Raw genomic sequence first — 14,226 nt, forward strand, 5'->3', positions numbered from 1 at the left:
GGATCGCCACCCGCGGCTACAGCACCAGCTGAGCCCCACCACGACAAGGCCCGACCCCACACCGGGGGTCGGGCCTTGTCGGTGTGTCGGCGCACCGGCCGCTGCCGGTGACCGGCAGCTCGACCTGGCCACTCGTCGGCCTCCGCGCGGCGATCACCGCCCTACCCGGGTGGCAGGGAAACCTGGAGGTAGGTGGTGCCGCGCAGGTCCAGCCAGGCCCGCCGGGGCGCGCGGACCAGGCGCACCATCACCCCGGAGCAGGCCGGGCACCGCCCGACCAGACCGGGGGCGTGCGGGTAGACGTGCAGGCCGGCCATCAGGCCGGTCATGCCGCAGGTGTCGCAACGCCCGGTGGTGGCGCTGAGATCGACGGCGAGCAGCTCACGCAGCGGCCCGTCGAGCATGTTGCCGTCCAGGTACGACACGTCGGTCATGCGCCCTCCTCGGGTGCTCAGCCGGTCGGCCCGAACCGTTCGGTCCGCACCCGGCGACTCGGGTGGCCCAGCCCCACCAGCAGGTCGGCCACGGTCTCCACGAAGCCGGTGGGGCCGCACACGTAGCAGAGCGGCTGCACCTGCGGCGGCCACCCGTGGCGGCCCAGGTCGGCCAGGCCCAGCCGGTGCGGCTCACCGGGCCACCCCTGCGGCGCGCGCCGGGTGTAGACGTACGCGACATCCAGGCCCCGGTCGTCGCGGGCCCGACGGCGCAGTTCGTCGGCGTAGATCGCGTCGTCCGGGGTGCGCACCGAGTAGACGAGCCGGAACGGCGTCCGGCTGCCCTCGGCCCGGCGCGCCCGGACCATCGCCATCAGCGGCACCACCCCGGAGCCGCCAGCCACCAGGAGCACCGGCGCGGTCTCGTCGGTGCGCCAGACGAACCAGCCGCCGACCGGCCCGCGCACCTCCACCGGGTCACCCTCGGCGTACGTGTCGATCAGGTACGGCGACACCTCACCGTCGGTCACCCGCTGCACGGTCACCTCGATCCGGTCGCCGTCGGCCGGGCCGGCCAGGGAGTACGAGCGGGCGGCCTGGTAGCCGTCGGCGGCGGTCAGCCGCAGGTCGAGGTGCTGCCCGGGCAGGTGCCCCGGCCAGCCGGGGGCGTCGAGCACCAGCGTCTGCGCGGTCTGTGTCTCCACGCGCCGCCGCGCCAGCCGGGCCACCCGCCAGGTAAGCGGCGCGACCCGGCGCCCGGCGGTCGGGGCGGGCACCTCAGTCGCCCTGGTAGCGCTGTTCGCGCCACGGGTCGCCGTAGTCGTGGTAGCCGGCGGTCTCCCAGAAACCCGGCTGGTCGTCGACGAGCAGCCGGATGCCGCGTACCCACTTCGCCGACTTCCACAGGTAGAGATGCGGCACGAGCAGCCGGGCCGGGCCGCCGTGCTCGGCCGGCAGCGGCCTGCCGTCGTACGTGTGCGCCACCCACGCCCGGCCGCCGCGCAGGTCGTCCAGGGGCAGGTTGGTGGTGTAGCCGCCGTAGGAGTGGGCCAGGGCGTACCGGGCGTCGGTGTCGACGGAGTCGAGCAGGGTGTCCAGGGACACGCCCCGCCAGGTGGTGCCGAGTTTGGACCAGCGGGTGACGCAGTGCAGGTCCACCGTCGGCGTGTCCTGCGGCAGGGCCATCAGCTCGTCCCACGACCAGCGGTGTTCGGCGCCGGTCTCGGTGGTGAGCACGAACTCCCAGGTGTCCGGCGGCACCCGTGGGGTCGGGCCGGCGGAGAGCACCGGGAAGTCCTCGGTGCGGTACTGCCCGGGCGGCAGGTCCGGCGCGGACGTACGGGGTCGGCCCTGGAAGCCGGGCGAGACGATTCCCACCCGTCAGTCGTACCACCGTCGCCCGGACCGGGCGGCGGGTTCGCTCCGAGTGGGGCGGGGGCCGCGCGTGACAGCGTCGCTGTCACGCGCGGACCCCGCGCGCACCGGGGGCGTCAGGAGTGACCGCCGCCCTGCGTCTCGTGCACGACGGTGCGGTTGCCGTCACCGCTGTCCCGGGTGGCCCGCAGGCTGGTGAGGGTGACGATCACCAGGACGCCGATGATGACGCCAAGCGACGCCAGCGTGGGGATCTCCGGTACGCCCGGCCAGATGCCGTGCGCCCAGTGCAGGCCGAGCTTCAGGCCGATGAACGCCAGGATGACGGCCAGGCCGTAGCTGAGGTGCACGAGCCGGCTCAGCGCGGCGTGCAGCACGAAGTAGAGCGCCCGCAGGCCCAGCAGCGCGAAGGCGTTGGTGGCGAAGACGAGGTACGGGTCCTCGGTGATGCCGTAGACGGCGGGCACCGAGTCGACCGCGAACACGATGTCGGTGGCCAGGACCGCGACCACGACGAGTGCGAACGGGGTGAGCGCGCGCCGCCCGCCCTGCCGGATCGTCATCCGGGTGCCGTGGTACTCGTCGACCACCGGCATGATCTTGCGGAGCAGGCGTACCGATCGCATCTTGTTGATGTCGACCTCCTGCTGGTGCCCGGAGAGGGCGTCGCGCAGCAGCTTCGCCGCGGTGGCGATGAGGATGAGCGCGAAGATCAGGAAGGCGAAGTCGAGCGTCTGGAGCGCCGCGGCGCCGAGCGCGATGAACACGGCGCGCAGCACGAGGGCGCCGGCGATGCCGTAGAGCAGCACCCGCTGCGCCAGGACGGCGGGCACCGCGAACGCCGCGAGCAGCAGCATGAAGACGAACAGGTTGTCGACCGAGAGGGACTTCTCGACCAGGTAGCCGGTGAGGTATTCGACGCCCTGCTGGGTGCCGTAGCGCCACCACACCCATCCGCCGAACGCCAGCGGCAGCGCGATGTAGAACGCCGACCAGCCCAGCGCCTCGCGCATGGACACCTCGTGCGGCTTGCGGGTGACCAGGAAGTCCAGCACCAGCAGAGCGAGCACACCACCGATCGTCACCGCCCAGAGGGTGGGCGTGCCGACCGACGACAGCTCGGTCGCGGCCAGGAGTGACAGTTCGGGCATGGAACCTCCTCGAACACCGTGTCATGTTCGAGGTCTCCTTCACCCACGTTTCCGTGGGCAACCACCCGGGGCTCGCCTCGGCGGCTGGCCGTACTGACCGGAATGATTCGTTGGGAAGTACTCCCCTCGCCTGGCCAAGGCTAGGCCAACCCCGGCCGGACGCCAACTCGGGGCCCGATGCTTGCCCTGGTCAACCGCTGCGTAGGAACGCCTACCGTAGCGTCGCCGGCCCCCGGCACCTAGGGTGACGCGGGTGACGAACCAGGGACCGCTGACCGGCGTACGGGTGATCGAACTGGCCGGCATCGGCCCAGGGCCCTTCGCCGCGATGATGTTGGCCGATCTCGGCGCGGACGTGGTGCGGGTCGACCGGGCCGGCGGCGGCGGGTTCGGCTCCTTCCCCGGCGACCTGCTCAACCGCAACCGCCGCTCGATCGCGGTGGACCTGAAGCAGGCGGCGGGACGGGACCTGGTGCTGGCGCTGGTCACCGACGCGGACGCCCTGGTGGAGGGCTTCCGGCCGGGCGTGACCGAGCGGCTCGGCCTCGGCCCCGACGACTGCCTCGCGGCGAACCGTCGGCTGGTGTACGGGCGGATGACCGGCTGGGGGCAGGACGGCCCGCTGGCGCAGCGCGCCGGCCACGACATCGACTACCTGGCGTTGACCGGCGCGTTGCACGGGGTGGGCCGGGCCGGCGAGCGGCCGGTACCACCGATGAACCTGCTCGGCGACTTCGGCGGCGGCGCGATGATGCTCGCGCTCGGCGTGGTCTCGGCCCTGTACGCGGTGCGCGCCGGCGCGTCCGGCCAGGTGGTCGACGCGGCGATCGTGGACGGCGTGTCGCTGCTGGCGACCCAGATCCACGCGCTGCGCGGCGTGGGTCTGTGGCAGGACCGGCGCGGGGTGAACCTGCTCGACGGCGGCGCGCCGTTCTACGACACGTACGAGTGCGCCGACGGCCGGTACGTGGCCGTCGGCGCGCTGGAGCCGCAGTTCTACGCCGAACTGGTCCGCCGCACCGGCTTCCGACCCGACCCCGACGGCGCCACGGACCAGGACGACATGGACCGGAACGATCCGGCGAACTGGCCGGCGTTGCGGGCCGCCTGGGCGCGGCTGTTCCGCACCCACACCCGCGACGAGTGGACTGAGCTGCTGGCCGACACGGACGCCTGCGTGGCGCCGGTCCTCGACTGGGCGGAGGCGCCGGAGCACCCGCACCTGCGGGCCCGGGAGGTCTTCGTCGCGCCGGACGGCGTGCGGCAGCCGGCGCCCGCGCCGCGCTTCTCAGCCACGCCGACCGCGGTCCGCCGTCCCCCGCCGGGGCCGGGCGAGCACACCGACGAGGTACTCGCCGAGGCCGGCGTGGACGCCGACCGGATCGCCGCGCTGCGGGACGCCGGCGTGATCGGCTGATCCCGGTCGGGAGCACGGTCGGTGAGTTCAGCGCCGGTGGGTGGCCGACGGTGCGAGGGCCGGCTCCACCATGTCCCGGTAGTCACGCGGCCACTGGACCACCACGTCCTGGAACTCACCGCCCCGGACCGCCTCGCGCAACGTGATGAACACCGCGCGTACGGCGTCGCGGGCGGTGTTCTCGTCGCAGTCCGCCCGGCGGGCGACGCGGGCGACGAACTCGGCCGCGCCGAACCGCTCGGCGGCCTCGTCCCGCGGGTACGGGTTGAGCAGCCCCTGCAACGGTTTCGGCAGCTGCGCGGCGACGTCCAGCACCTCGCCGCCGGTCAGCCGTTCCGCGAACGTCTCCAGCGTGGCCCGGGTGAGCGCGGCGGCCCGGTCCTCGCTGGTACGGGTGAGCCGGGCGACCCGGCCCAGGAAGGTGAGGTAGTGCATCGGTGGTACCCCCTTCGGTGCGCCACCGCGGCTACCCGCCCAGGGCGGGGAGAAACAGCCGTGGGTTCTCCGCGACGGGAGGGCGTGGGCGGCGGCGCGGCGGGTAACCGCGGCCGGGTCAACGACCGACTACCGCCGCGAGGAGGCCGACCCATGGCTGGTTACTCGGATGTCCTGGAGTACCTGTCCGCGCTTGACTATCCAGCCGGCAAGGACGACATCCTCCGCGAGGCGCAACGGGAGGGCGCGCCGCCGGAGGTGTTGCGGGCGTTGCGCGCGTTGCCCCCGGTCGACTACGCCAACGGAGCCGAGGTGGCCCGGTCGGCCGGCATCGACGCGGCCCCGGAGGTGGGCCGGTCGCAGCAGGCGGCGCAGGCCCGGAACAACCGTCCCCGCGTCTCGCAGCACCTGCGCGGCATCTGACCAGCACCGTGAACAGGCGAGCGCCCCGGGTCGCGAACCGCGACCTGGGGCGCCACGCAGCACCTGACCCTGGCGGTTCACGCCCGAACCGGGTCGCGACCGCCAGGTGGTGGATGTTCGCCCGAACCGGGCGGGCATCGCTGCCACGATCATCATACGATGCGGCATCCGCCGAACGGGTGAGAATCCCAGAAGTGTGGCGGGGCGCACGTGCGGCTCAGGTGGCCGCCCCGGCGCGTGGCGCCGGTCGGCAGGCCGTCGACCACCCCGGCGGCGGTGCGGTCAGCCGCGCAGGCCGCCGTCGCGGTCGCGGGCCTTGAGCCGGGTGGTGGGCAGCGCGGGCGCAGGTAGCGGCGGCACCGGGTCGTCGGTGACGGTGCCGAAGCGGCGGCCCGCCATCCAGTCCTCCCGCGCGGCGGCGACCTCCTCGTGGGAGCGGCCGACGAAGTTCCACCACATCACCAGCGGCTCGTCGAACGGGGTGCCGCCGAGCAGCAGCAGCCGGGTGTCCGGCTCGGCGCGCAGGGTCAGCGCGGTCCGACCGGTGCCCAGGTGCAGCAGCGCACCGGGGGCGAACGTGACGCCGTCGCACTCGGCGGCGCCGGAGAGGGCCAGCAGCGCGTACTCGAAGTCGGGGCGCAGCGGCAGCGTGGCCGGCGCCGGCCCGCGGACCTCCAGCTGCGCGCCGAGCAGCGGGGTGTGCGCGCTGGCCGGCGAGCGGTGGCCGGCGAGGTCGCCGACGAGCAGCGTGACGTCCACGTCGCCGTGTCGCCACCGGGGCAGGTCGGCGTGGTGGGCGAAGTCCGGGTCGCCGGCGCGGGCCGGGTCGGGCAGCGCCACCCACAGCTGCACCCCGTGCATCAGCGGCGGGTGGACCAGCGGGGAGCGCTCCGAGTGGGCGATGCCGCGCCCGGCGGTCATCACGTTGAGCTGGCCGGGGCGGATCGGTTGCACGTTGCCGAGACTGTCTCGGTGCAGGATCTCCCCGTCCAGCAGCCAGGTGACCGTCTGCAGGCCGGTGTGCGGGTGCGGCGGGACCTCCATGCCGGGCCGCTGCGCGACGTCGTCTGGGCCGAAGTGGTCGACGAAGCACCACGCGCCGACCATCCGCCGCCGCCGCTGCGGCAGCAGCCGGCGCACCGTCGTGTAGCGGCCGAGGGGGACGTCGTGGCCGGGCAGCAGCACGCTGCCCGGGTCGGCGGGGCCGGCCCCCGGCGGCAGTGTCTGCGCGGGCAGGGATTCGGTGCGGTCCACCGCCCCGACTGTACGCTCACCGCCCGGTGACGCTCACCGCGTTCGCGCCGCCCACCAGGTCCGGGTAGAGCCGGTCGGCCGCCCGGTCCCAGCCCGGCGAGCTGACCACGTCCCCGGCCGCGACCCCGCCGCGCGACACGTCGTACACGCTCAGCGAGCCGGCGCCGGCGGCCACCCGGGCCGGCGGCCCGCCGGGCACGACGACGGTGAGGTCGGCGACCCCCGCCGGTCATCCGCACGACGAGCCCGCCGTCGAGCGCGGGCAACCACAGGTCGGTACGCGCCGAGCCGCCGATCAGGTCGATCCCGGCGAGCCGGGCCGCGCCCAGGTCGAGGCGCTGCTCGTGGACACCGCCGACCAGCCGCAGCCGCCAGGTCACCCGGGAGTTGAGCAGTACCTCCACGGCGACCGGGCCGCCGCGGCCGTTGTCGACGACGCGCAGCCGGACCCGGTTCCCGGGCAGGTCCGGTCGGGGTGTCACGCCCGCGTCGTCCGGCGCGCCGATGCCAGTCCCTCGTGCAGGTCCAGCGTGCCACCCGGCGGACGGGAGTCCGGGGCCGGACCGCGTTCGAGCACGTCGACGGGGTGGCCGTGGCGGTGCAGGACCCGGGCGAAGGTGAGCCCGCCGAACCCTCCCGCGCCGCTCGACCGGGAGCGGATCGTCACCGCCGCCATCGCGCTCGCCGACGCGGGCGGACTGGAGGCGGTGTCGGTGCGCAAGGTCGCCCCCGGCTGAACGTCGGCCCGATGCGGCTGTACGGATTCGTTGCCACCGACCGGCCTGGACTGGGTCCTCGACGCGGTGGCCGCCAAACTCACCCGCCCTCCGGTCGGGCGCGGGCGTCCCGCGCCGTAGTCCAGATGGTGGCGTCCCCGGCGACCGGTGGGCCGACCCCGCAGACCGCTCCTATCCTGGGGCGACGCTTGCCGCAGGGCCCGCGTTCGAGGCGAGAGGAGGTGCCCGTGATGCCGGAGACAGTCGAGTCGGTGTTCGCCGGCGTGGTCGCCCGGAACCCGGGAGAGCCCGAGTTCCATCAGGCGGTCCGCGAGGTGCTGGAGAGCATCGGTCCGGCCCTGGCCCGGCATCCGGAGTACGCCGAGGTGGTCGAGCGGGTCTGCGAACCGGAACGGCAGGTCATCTTCCGGGTGCCGTGGGAGGACGACCGCGGCCGGGTGCGGGTGAACCGGGGCTTCCGGGTGGAGTTCAACAGCGCGCTCGGCCCGTTCAAGGGCGGCCTGCGCTTCCACCCGTCGGTCTACCTGGGCATCGTGAAGTTCCTCGGGTTCGAGCAGATCTTCAAGAACGCGCTGACCGGGCTGGCGATCGGCGGCGGCAAGGGTGGCGCCGACTTCGACCCGAAGGGCCGCTCCGACCGGGAGGTGATGCGGTTCTGCCAGAGCTTCATGACCGAGCTGTACCGGCACATCGGCCCGCAGACCGACGTGCCGGCCGGTGACATCGGGGTGGGCGGCCGGGAGATCGGCTACCTGTTCGGCCAGTACAAGCGCATCACCAACAGGTACGACGCGGGCGTGCTCACCGGCAAGGGCCTGGCCTACGGGGGCGCGCAGGCACGGCGGGAGGCGACCGGGTACGGGGCGGTGTTCTTCGCCGAGGAGATGCTGCGGCAGTCCGGTGACAGCCTGGAGGGCAAGCGGGTGGTGGTGTCCGGCTCCGGCAACGTGGCCATCTACGCCATCGAGAAGGTGCACCAGCTCGGCGGCACGGTGGTCGCGTGCTCGGACTCCGGCGGCTACGTGGTCGACGACAAGGGCATCGACCTGGCGCTGCTGCGCGAGCTGAAGGAGGAGCGGCGGGGCCGCCTGGACGAGTACACGACGCACGCGCGCAACGCGGTGGCGGTCGACGGCCGCAACGTGTGGGAGGTGCCCTGCGACCTGGCGCTGCCCTGCGCCACGCAGAACGAGATCGGCGGCGCGGAGGCCGCCGCGCTGGTGGCCGGCGGCTGCGTCGCGGTGGTGGAGGGGGCGAACATGCCCACCACCCCGGAGGCGGTGCGGATCCTCAGCCGGGCCGGGGTGCGGTTCGCCCCGGGCAAGGCGGCCAACGCCGGCGGGGTCGCGGTCAGCGGCCTGGAGATGCAGCAGAACGCCAGCCGCGACACGTGGACCTTCGACGAGTCGGAGCAGCGACTGCGCGAGATCATGCGGGACGTGCACGACCGCTGCTGGGCGACCGCCGAGGAGTACGGCCTGCCCGGCGACTACGTGGCCGGCGCGAACATCCAGGGGTTCCGCCGGGTGGCCGAGGCGATGCTGGCACACGGCCTGGTGTGACCCGGCCGGGCGGCCGGTGAGCGATTGACAGCCCTCGACGCCCGGCCTAGGTTCAGTGCGCTACCGGTCGGTAGGCACCGGTCCCGCGCGTCGTCCCCGTCCCGGGGCGGCACCGTCCCCCGGGGAGCAGCATGCAGCCCTCATCCACCCTGCGCCGCCGGCTGCTCGCCGCCGGCACCGCGCTCACGCTGGCGCTCGGCCTGGCCGGTGCGGCACCTGCCGCCGCCGCAACCGGTCGCGCCGACGGCAGCGGTCCGCTGCCCGGCTACACCATCGTCAACCCGCCGCTCGCGCCGCTGGTCGTCGGCGGGGCCGCCACCACCGTCCGGCAGGGTGTGCACGCGCACGCCGGCTTCATCATCGAGGTCCCCGCCCGCTGGAACGGCGAACTGGTGATGTGGGCGCACGGCTACCGTGGCCAGGGCACCGAGCTGTCCCCCGAACCGCCCGGCTTCGACCTGCGGCAGCGCCTGCTGACCCAGGGCTACGCGTGGGCGTCGTCCTCCTACGACCGCAACGGCTACGACGTGCGCTCCGGCGTACAGGGCACCCGGGCGCTGGCCGACCTGTTCGCCCGTACCGTCCGGCGACCCCACCGGGTCCTCATCGCGGGCGTCTCCATGGGCGGTCACGTCATCGGCCGTTCCCTGGAGCAGTACCCGGGCTTCTACGCCGGGGCGCTGCCCATGTGCGGCGTGCTCGGCGACCAGGAGCTGTTCGACTTCTTCCTCGACTACAACGTGGTCGCCCAGGCCCTCGCCGGGGTGCGCGCCTACCCGCCGCCGGCCGACTACCTCACCAACGCGGTGCCCCGCATCCAGGTGACCCTCGGCCTGGCCGGCCTGACGCCCACCGGTCCGGACACCACGAACGAGCTCGGCCGGCAACTGCGCGCGGTCACCACGGCACGCTCCGGTGGCCCGCGCCCGGGCGCCGACGCCGCGTTCGCGGTGTGGAAGGACTTCCTGTTCGGCATCGCCGTCAGCGACGGCGACGGCACCTCCCCCGCCCGACGCCCCGGTCAGCTCGCCACGAACGTGTTCACCAGGTACACCCCGAACCAGCCGGTGAACCTGAACGCCACGGTGCAGCGGGTGTTCCCGGAGAACCTGGGACAGCGGCTGGCCCCCGGGCTGACCGAGGTGCCCCGGATCGCCGGCCGACCCACCGCGCCGGTGCTGAGCCTGCACGGCCTCGGCGACCTGTTCGTGCCGCTGCGGATGGAGCAGGCGTACGCCCGGGACGTGGCCGCGCACGGCCGGTCCCGGCTGCTGGTGCAGCGGGCGGTGCGGACCACCCAGCACTGCGAGTTCAGCCCGGCGGAGGCCGGCGCCGCCTGGGACGACCTGGTCCGCTGGGTACGCACCGGCAAGCGCCCGGCCGGCGACGCGGTCACCGACCCCCGGTCGGTGGCATCGCCGGACTTCGGGTGCCGGTTCAGCGACCGGGCCGCCTGGACGGCCGGCAGCGGCACCCGTCGCCTCTACCCGGCCTGCTGACTCAGTCCTCGTCCGGGGCGTACCAACCGCCGCGGTAGACGGTGCCCTCCTGGGCCGGCGGTTCCTCCGGTGTCGTCGCCACGACCCGGCGGGACCGCCGCACCCGGCTCACCACGAACCAGCAGACGCCGGCCACCACCGCCAGGATGACCAGTTTCTGCAGCGTGCCGGCGTACGCCTCGACCACGTGCCACTGCTCGCCCAGCAGATAGCCGGCGAGCACGAACACCGTGTTCCAGATCAGACTGCCCAGGGCGGTGAACAGCAGGAACGTCGGCACCGGCATCCGTTCCACGCCCGCCGGGATGGAGATCAGACTGCGGAAGATCGGGATCATCCGGCCGAAGAACACCGCCTTGACGCCGTGGCGGAGGAACCACGCCTCGGTGCGGTCCACATCGTCCAGCTTGATCAGCGGCAGCCGCGCGGCCAGCGCCCGCATCCGGTCCCGCCCGAGGGCCGCACCGATGTAGTAGAGCGCCAGCGCCCCCACCACCGAACCGAGCGTGGTCCACGCGATCGCGCCGAACAGGCTCATCCGGCCCTGGCTGGCGGTGAAGCCGGCCAGCGGCAGGATCACCTCGCTGGGAATGGGTGGGAACAGGTTCTCCAGGGCCACCGCGAGCCCTGCGCCCGGGCCGCCGAGTCGTTCCACCAGGCCGGTGACCCACCCGACAGGTCCGTCGCCGGCCGGTTCCGCGGCCCGCGCGGCGCTCACCCGGGGGCCGGCGAGCAGCTGTGCGTTTCCGATCATCCCGTTCACGTTACGGGGCGACCGCTCGGACGGCCACGGCTACCCTGTCGGCGTGCGCACACCGCTGCGGGTCGCCGTCGCCCAACCCCTCGTCCGCTCCCACGACGTGGCGGGCAACGCCGAGCGGCACGCCGACGTGGTACGCGCCGCCGGGGCGCGGGTGGTGGTCTTCCCCGAGATGTCCCTGACCGGGTACGAGTTGACGGCCGCACCGCTGGACCCGGCCGATCCGAGGCTCGCGACGCTGCGGGCGGCGTGCGCCGACACCGGGACGCTGGCGTTGGCCGGGGCGCCGGTGGCCGGCCCGCACATCGGGGTGCTCGCGGTCGACGCCGAGGGCGTCCGGGTCGCGTACCGGAAGATGTTCGTCGGTGGCGCGGAGCCCCGGCATGTCCGGCCGGGCCGGGAGCCGGCGGTGCTGGAGGTGGACGGCTGGCGGCTGGGGCTGGCGGTGTGCAGGGACACCGGGGTGCCGGAGCACGCGGCGGCGACCGTGGCCCGGGGCGCGGACGCCTACCTGGCCGGGGTGTTGGAGTCGGCGCGCGACGCGGCGGTGCCGGCGGAGCGTGCCCGCCGCATCGCCGCCGCGCACGGCGTGTGGGTGGCGGTGGCGAGCTTCGCCGGGTCGACCGGCGGCGGGTACGCGGACGCGGCCGGTGGTTCGGGCATCTGGTCGCCGGCCGGGGTGGCGGTGGCGCACGCGGGCACCGGGGTCGGCGAGCTGGCCGGCGCGTCGCTGCGCTGACGCGTCACCGGCGGTCCGGCGATCGGCGGCGGCGTCAGCCGGGAGGCGTTCAGCCCTGGCCGGGGCCGCGCAGCCGGTCGTAGGCGTCGAGCAACTTGCCCAACGCGGCACCGGTGGCCCGGTCGAGCTCGTCGTCGTCGACCGCGTCCTCGATGCGCTCCCGCAGGTCAACCACCCGATCGGCCCGGTCCTTCGCCTTGCCCCGCTCCAGCTCGGCGGCCTTCTTGCGCAGGTCGTCGGCGGTCTTACGGTCGATCAGCCGGGTCGCCTCGGCCCGGTCCACCAGGTCGGCGAACCGGTCGGTGAGCTGGCGCAGGCTGACCGGTTCGGTCTGCGGCGCCGCCGTCGACGCGACGGTCGGCTTCGGTTTCGGGGCGGGCGGCGCGGCACTCGTCCCCGGCGGCGGCGCGGCGGTGGGCGGCGTGCCCGCCCCGCCGTCGAGCAGCAACGCGCCGACCACGGCGAGCAGCAGCACCACCGCGCCCGCGACAAGCACCCCGGTGAGCCGGTTCGACGAGACCGTGGGCCGACCTGTCGGTACGGTCCGGGTCGGCCGCTCGATCAGCGTGGGCGGGTGCCCGACCGGCGGCACGGCACCCGGACGGGCCGCCGCGGGCACGGTGGGCGGGATCGCGGTCGGTGGATCGGTCGGACGGGCCGCGCCGAGGCGGGCGGCGAGATCGGCCGCGGTGGGCCGCCGGGCCGGGTCGACGGCCAGGCAGGCCAGGACCAGGTCGGCGATGTCGGCGGGCAGCCCGGGCACCCGCACCGGCGGCACCGGTGGGCGGTGCCGCCGCACCTCCAGCAGGTCGTCCCAGGTGCGTACCGGCAGCGGGGGTCGGCCGGTGAGACTGCGGTACAGCAGCACGCCGAGCGCGTACACGTCGCCGGCCGGGTTCGCCGGGCCGGGGTCGAGCCGCTCGGGGGCGAAGTAGGCCGGGGTGCCCATCAGCAGTTCCCCGGTCTGCCCGGTCGCGGGATGCGGGCCGGCGGGCGCGGCGATGCCGAAGTCGAGCACCTTCGCGCCGGTCTCGGTGAGCATCACGTTCGCCGGTTTGACGTCCCGGTGCACCACGCCGAGCCGGTGCGCGGCGGCCAACGCGGCGGCGACCTGCCGAGCCATCCGCACCGCGTCCGGCCAGGCCAGCGGCCCGACGGCCAGCCGGTCGGCCAGGGTCTGCCCGGCCACCAGTTCCATCACCAGGTACGGCACCACAGTGCCGTCGGGCAGGTCGGCCTCGCCGTAGTCGTACACCTGGGTCACGTGCGGGTGGGTGAGGCGGGCCGCCGCGCGGGCCTCGCGTTGCAGGACCGCGCGCAGGTTCGGGTCGGCGGCGGGACGGCCGGCGAGGGCCTTCACCGCGACCGGCCGGTGCAGCACCTCGTCGTGGGCGCGCCACACCTCGGACATCCCGCCGTGACCGATCCGCTCGTGCAGGACGTACCGGTCGTGCAGGCGCAGAGCTGGCGTGAACGGCGACATGATGCCCCAGTGTGCCCGCTCGGCCCCGCACCCCGTCAACCCCGGCGGCCGGCGCGACGCCGGTCAGGGCTTGCGGGCGACCCCGCCGTACATGCTGACGTCGACCACCGACGGGCGCGGCTCCGGCTCACCTTCGGCCCGCCACTCGGCCACCGAGCAGACCCCCGGCTCGACCAGGTCCAGCCCGTCGAAGAAGCGCACGAACTCCGCCTGGCTGCGCAGGTTGATCACACCGTGCGGGCCGCCGCCCCGGGCCGCGGCCTTCGCCTCGGCGGCCACCGAGGCCGGCAGGTAGTCGTGGGTGGCGTGCGAGGCGGCCAGGTAGCTGCCGGCGGGCAGCGCGTCCAGCAGCCGGGTGACGATCGCGTACGGGTCCTCGCCGTCGGGCACGAAGTGCAGCACCGCCAGCAGCATCAGCCCCACCGGTCGGGACAGGTCGAGGGTGCGGCGCAGGTCGGGGTGGGCGAGGATCCGCTCCGGGTCGCGCAGGTCCGCGTCGAGGTAGGCGGTCGCGCCCTCGGCGGAGCTGGTGAGCAGCGCCCGGGCGTGGGCCAGCACGATCGGGTCGTTGTCGACGTAGACCACCCGGGTGCTCGGGGCGACGGACTGCGCCACCTCGTGGGTGTTGTCGGCGCTGGGGATGCCGGTGCCGATGTCGAGGAACTGCCGGATGCCCGCCTCGCCGGCCAGGTGGTGGACCGCGCGGCGCAGGAAGCGCCGGTTCTCCAGCGCGCTGATCCGGATGGTCGGGAAGCGGGCGGCCATCGCGTCGCCGGAGTCGCGGTCGGCCTGGAAGTTGTCCTTGCCGCCGAGCCAGTAGTTGTATCGCCGGGCGGGATGCGCCACCGACGTGTCGATCCGGTGCCCGGCGTGGCCCGACTCGGTCGCCGCTTCGAAGTTCTCGCTGGTCAAGACCGCCTCCACGACTCACTCGCCACCACCGGGGCGGACCGTGTCC

Annotated in this window: 15 protein-coding genes; 5 read left to right on the top strand and 10 right to left on the bottom strand. The window is 74.5% G+C overall.

All coding sequences use genetic code 11. The features are described 5' to 3' along the window. Positions 1-161: 161 nt before the first annotated feature. The 4 genes from ACLQ2X_RS22935 to ACLQ2X_RS22950 form a co-directional block, all read right to left on the bottom strand. Complete coding sequence (locus ACLQ2X_RS22935; protein ID WP_425683147.1) at positions 162-434, bottom strand: DUF6510 family protein; 273 nt, start codon at positions 432-434, stop codon at positions 162-164. A 17-nt stretch (positions 435-451) separates the two neighbouring features. Next, the gene (locus tag ACLQ2X_RS22940; RefSeq protein ID WP_425683148.1) at positions 452-1,210 is read right to left on the bottom strand and encodes a ferredoxin reductase; all 759 of its coding nucleotides are present in this window, start codon (positions 1,208-1,210) and stop codon (positions 452-454) included. Position 1,211: 1 nt separating this feature from the next. Continuing rightward, a complete protein-coding gene (locus ACLQ2X_RS22945) occupies positions 1,212-1,811 on the bottom strand; it encodes a sulfite oxidase-like oxidoreductase (RefSeq protein ID WP_425683149.1) in 600 nt (199 codons plus the stop codon). Between the two features lie 113 nt (positions 1,812-1,924). Further along, positions 1,925-2,959 (bottom strand): TerC family protein, encoded by a 1,035-nt coding sequence (locus ACLQ2X_RS22950; RefSeq protein WP_425683150.1) that lies wholly within the window; start codon positions 2,957-2,959, stop codon positions 1,925-1,927. A 244-nt stretch (positions 2,960-3,203) separates the two neighbouring features. Between ACLQ2X_RS22950 and ACLQ2X_RS22955 the strand changes: the two genes are divergently transcribed. After that, positions 3,204-4,376: a CaiB/BaiF CoA transferase family protein gene (locus ACLQ2X_RS22955; RefSeq protein WP_425683151.1), complete on the top strand. Its 1,173-nt coding sequence runs from the start codon at positions 3,204-3,206 to the stop codon at positions 4,374-4,376. Positions 4,377-4,403: 27 nt separating this feature from the next. Here the strand turns inward: ACLQ2X_RS22955 and ACLQ2X_RS22960 are convergent, their stop codons facing one another. Continuing rightward, entirely contained in the window at positions 4,404-4,811 is a 408-nt protein-coding gene (locus ACLQ2X_RS22960) for a DUF2267 domain-containing protein (protein ID WP_425683152.1), read from the bottom strand. A 153-nt stretch (positions 4,812-4,964) separates the two neighbouring features. Between ACLQ2X_RS22960 and ACLQ2X_RS22965 the strand changes: the two genes are divergently transcribed. Then, positions 4,965-5,234, top strand: coding sequence for a DUF2795 domain-containing protein (locus ACLQ2X_RS22965; protein WP_425683153.1), 270 nt, complete (start codon positions 4,965-4,967; stop codon positions 5,232-5,234). 282 nt (positions 5,235-5,516) lie between these two features. Here ACLQ2X_RS22965 and ACLQ2X_RS22970 read toward each other — a convergent pair whose 3' ends face one another. Together ACLQ2X_RS22970 and ACLQ2X_RS22975 are read right to left on the bottom strand one after the other, a co-directional pair. Further along, positions 5,517-6,488, bottom strand: a complete 972-nt coding sequence (locus tag ACLQ2X_RS22970) for a pirin family protein (RefSeq protein WP_425683154.1) — start codon at positions 6,486-6,488, stop codon at positions 5,517-5,519. 16 nt (positions 6,489-6,504) lie between these two features. Further along, complete coding sequence (locus tag ACLQ2X_RS22975; protein WP_425683155.1) at positions 6,505-6,687, bottom strand: hypothetical protein; 183 nt, start codon at positions 6,685-6,687, stop codon at positions 6,505-6,507. A gap of 768 nt (positions 6,688-7,455) precedes the next feature. On the opposite strand from ACLQ2X_RS22975, the gene gdhA reads away from it, so the two are divergent. Beyond that, a complete protein-coding gene (gene gdhA / locus ACLQ2X_RS22980) occupies positions 7,456-8,787 on the top strand; it encodes an NADP-specific glutamate dehydrogenase (protein ID WP_425683156.1) in 1,332 nt (443 codons plus the stop codon). A gap of 131 nt (positions 8,788-8,918) precedes the next feature. Further along, positions 8,919-10,286: an alpha/beta hydrolase family protein gene (locus ACLQ2X_RS22985; RefSeq protein WP_425683157.1), complete on the top strand. Its 1,368-nt coding sequence runs from the start codon at positions 8,919-8,921 to the stop codon at positions 10,284-10,286. A 1-nt stretch (position 10,287) separates the two neighbouring features. Here the strand turns inward: ACLQ2X_RS22985 and ACLQ2X_RS22990 are convergent, their stop codons facing one another. Further along, a complete protein-coding gene (locus ACLQ2X_RS22990; RefSeq protein ID WP_425683158.1) occupies positions 10,288-11,040 on the bottom strand; it encodes a DedA family protein in 753 nt (250 codons plus the stop codon). A 52-nt stretch (positions 11,041-11,092) separates the two neighbouring features. Between ACLQ2X_RS22990 and ACLQ2X_RS22995 the strand changes: the two genes are divergently transcribed. Further along, positions 11,093-11,785, top strand: a complete 693-nt coding sequence (locus ACLQ2X_RS22995; RefSeq protein ID WP_425683159.1) for a carbon-nitrogen hydrolase family protein — start codon at positions 11,093-11,095, stop codon at positions 11,783-11,785. A gap of 49 nt (positions 11,786-11,834) precedes the next feature. Here ACLQ2X_RS22995 and ACLQ2X_RS23000 read toward each other — a convergent pair whose 3' ends face one another. Together ACLQ2X_RS23000 and ACLQ2X_RS23005 are read right to left on the bottom strand one after the other, a co-directional pair. Further along, entirely contained in the window at positions 11,835-13,268 is a 1,434-nt protein-coding gene (locus tag ACLQ2X_RS23000; RefSeq protein WP_425683160.1) for a serine/threonine-protein kinase, read from the bottom strand. A 63-nt stretch (positions 13,269-13,331) separates the two neighbouring features. Next, positions 13,332-14,180 carry an SAM-dependent methyltransferase gene (locus tag ACLQ2X_RS23005; RefSeq protein ID WP_425683161.1) on the bottom strand — a complete coding sequence of 283 codons (849 nt, stop codon included), beginning with the start codon at positions 14,178-14,180 and terminating at the stop codon, positions 13,332-13,334. Positions 14,181-14,226 lie beyond the last annotated feature (46 nt).

The sequence above is a fragment of the Micromonospora sp. DT31 genome (assembly GCF_049841795.1).
In the GTDB taxonomy this organism is placed as follows: Bacteria; Actinomycetota; Actinomycetes; order Mycobacteriales; family Micromonosporaceae; genus Micromonospora.

Bases quoted from the DNA above. Each gene is read 5' to 3' on its own strand.
- ACLQ2X_RS22935 (WP_425683147.1), bottom strand. From the start codon at position 434: ATGACCGACGTGTCGTACCTGGACGGCAACATGCTCGACGGGCCGCTG.
- ACLQ2X_RS22950 (WP_425683150.1), bottom strand. From the start codon at position 2,959: ATGCCCGAACTGTCACTCCTGGCCGCGACCGAGCTGTCGTCGGTCGGC.
- ACLQ2X_RS22960 (WP_425683152.1), bottom strand. From the start codon at position 4,811: ATGCACTACCTCACCTTCCTGGGCCGGGTCGCCCGGCTCACCCGTACC.
- ACLQ2X_RS22965 (WP_425683153.1), top strand. From the start codon at position 4,965: ATGGCTGGTTACTCGGATGTCCTGGAGTACCTGTCCGCGCTTGACTAT.
- gdhA (WP_425683156.1), top strand. From the start codon at position 7,456: ATGCCGGAGACAGTCGAGTCGGTGTTCGCCGGCGTGGTCGCCCGGAAC.
- ACLQ2X_RS22985 (WP_425683157.1), top strand. From the start codon at position 8,919: ATGCAGCCCTCATCCACCCTGCGCCGCCGGCTGCTCGCCGCCGGCACC.
- ACLQ2X_RS22990 (WP_425683158.1), bottom strand. From the start codon at position 11,040: ATGATCGGAAACGCACAGCTGCTCGCCGGCCCCCGGGTGAGCGCCGCG.
- ACLQ2X_RS23000 (WP_425683160.1), bottom strand. From the start codon at position 13,268: ATGTCGCCGTTCACGCCAGCTCTGCGCCTGCACGACCGGTACGTCCTG.